General features: G+C 63.7%; 1 protein-coding gene. It reads left to right on the top strand.

The window, feature by feature from the left end:
- Positions 1 to 156: 156 nt before the first annotated feature.
- On the top strand, positions 157 to 1,158 hold the full coding sequence (locus EOA33_RS35895; RefSeq protein ID WP_127407738.1) for a hypothetical protein: 1,002 nt from the start codon (positions 157 to 159) through the stop codon (positions 1,156 to 1,158).
- The last annotated feature ends 208 nt before the right edge of the window (positions 1,159 to 1,366 follow it).

The raw sequence follows: 1,366 nt of genomic DNA, 5'->3' as shown, positions 1-1,366 counted from the left end.
TAGCTTGTGAACGACACCTTGTCACCTGCCAGCGACATCTTGCTGACAAGTCTTCGCTAACCACGCGGTTTGCCGGTTTTTCAAGACACTACCGATATGTTGCTCCGAAACGACCTTTTTGGGCCCGGCTACAGCCGGCGGCGGACGGGGACGACAATGGGCGAACTGATCATGAGCGCTCCGGTGGCGGGGCTGACCTCCAAGAACCGCATCACGGCCGAGGACGTGGTGATGCTGCGCCGCGAAGTGTTCGGCGACGGCATGGTGAGCCGTGGCGAGGCCGAGGCGCTGTTCGCGCTCGACCAGACGACGCGCGACAAATGCCAGGAATGGCCGGCGTTCTTCGTCGAGGCGGTCACCGATTACATCGTCCACCAGGAAAAGCCGACGGGTTACATCTCCGAGGACAATGCCGACTGGCTGATCCGGACAATCTCGCGCGACGGCATGGTCGACAGCCTGACAGAGCTCGAGCTCCTGGTGCATGTGCTGGAGAAGGCCAAATCGTCGCCCAGCCGGCTTTCCGCCTATGCGCTGGAGCAGGTCACGCATGCGGTGGTCGACGGCAAGGGACCTTTGATGCTGGGCGGCCAACTGGTTCCGGGACTGGTGGCCAAGGCCGAGGTCGATCTGTTGCGCCGCATTCTCTACGCCTATGGCGGCGACGGCAACATCGCGATCACCCGCGCCGAGGCGGACGTGCTGTTCAGGATCAATGAGAGCACCGCGGCGGCCAGCAACGACCCGTCCTGGAACGAGCTGTTCGTCAAGGCGATCGCCAATTTCGTCATGTGTTCGGCCGGATACGAGGCGCCGACGCGCGAGGTGGCGCTGCGCCAGGAGAATTTCCTCGATGATGCCGAGCCCGGAATCGGTGGCTTTTTCGGCCGCATGGTATCGGGCGGCCTCGCCGGCATCATGGAAGCCTACCGCTCGCCTGACGACATCGAGGCCGATTGGGAAGCCAGGAACCGGGCAGCCGAAGCAATGGCCCGCCGCGCCGAGACGGTCGATGCCGGCGAGGCGAGGTGGCTGGCTGAGCGAATCGGCCCGAACCGGCCGCTCAGCGAGAACGAGCGCGCGCTGCTGACGCTGATCAAGCATGCGTCGCCGGAAATCCACCCGGCGCTCAAGCCGCTGCTCGACAAGGTTGCTTAGGGCCCATTGATATTCAGGTGATGCCGGCCTGCAAATGGCGGTTTCCCGCGCTTCCGGCCTTCGCCGACCGAAGCGATCGTGAGACGCCGCACAGCCAAGGCTACGGCCGGCGTAGGCGTGCTCGCGTACTTTGAGTACGTTCCGCTCCAGCTTCTCGGAGACCACTATTCTCGGCTCGACCCTGTACGGTCTTCAAATGCCGCCATAC

This window comes from Mesorhizobium sp. M4A.F.Ca.ET.050.02.1.1, assembly GCF_003997725.1.
GTDB lineage: Bacteria > Pseudomonadota > Alphaproteobacteria > Rhizobiales > Rhizobiaceae > Mesorhizobium.
The sequence above is the reverse complement of the archived record's forward strand: the minus strand, read 5'-3'. Positions and strand labels throughout refer to the sequence as shown.

Bases quoted from the DNA above. Each gene is read 5' to 3' on its own strand.
- EOA33_RS35895 (WP_127407738.1), top strand. From the start codon at position 157: ATGGGCGAACTGATCATGAGCGCTCCGGTGGCGGGGCTGACCTCCAAG.